Source organism: Arthrobacter bussei (assembly GCF_009377195.2).
Taxonomy (GTDB): Bacteria; Actinomycetota; Actinomycetes; order Actinomycetales; family Micrococcaceae; genus Arthrobacter_D; species Arthrobacter_D bussei.
Map to the genome: position 1 here is coordinate 1 of NZ_VJXX01000040.1, position 279 is coordinate 279.

At 69.9% G+C, this 279-nt stretch carries 1 pseudogene; it reads right to left on the reverse strand.

From position 1 onward, the window contains the following. Window positions 1-23: 23 nt before the first annotated feature. A pseudogene (locus FNH21_RS16830) lies at window positions 24-279 on the reverse strand (DNA polymerase III subunit delta'); the annotation flags it as partial.

Here is a 279-nt window from a genome sequence, read left to right on the forward strand (position 1 = left end):
CAAGGCCGAGAATGACGACGAAGTCACCGATCCTGAAGAGACATGGAGGGCGGAAGCGTTCCTGATTCGGGAGCGCCGAGGGTCGCGAGGAGCGACGCGCGCTCCTCGGCGTCACGCTGTTCGAAGGAGCTCTGCGCCTCCGCCTCGGCGAGGCGCACGAGGTCCGCGGCGGCCCGCATGGCACCAGAGACCGAGCGCAGCGTCAACGGCAGGCGGACGATCTGGTTGCGGCGCTCGCGCGCCCCATCGTCCGTGGCGAGCCGCTTCGCGACCCCGATA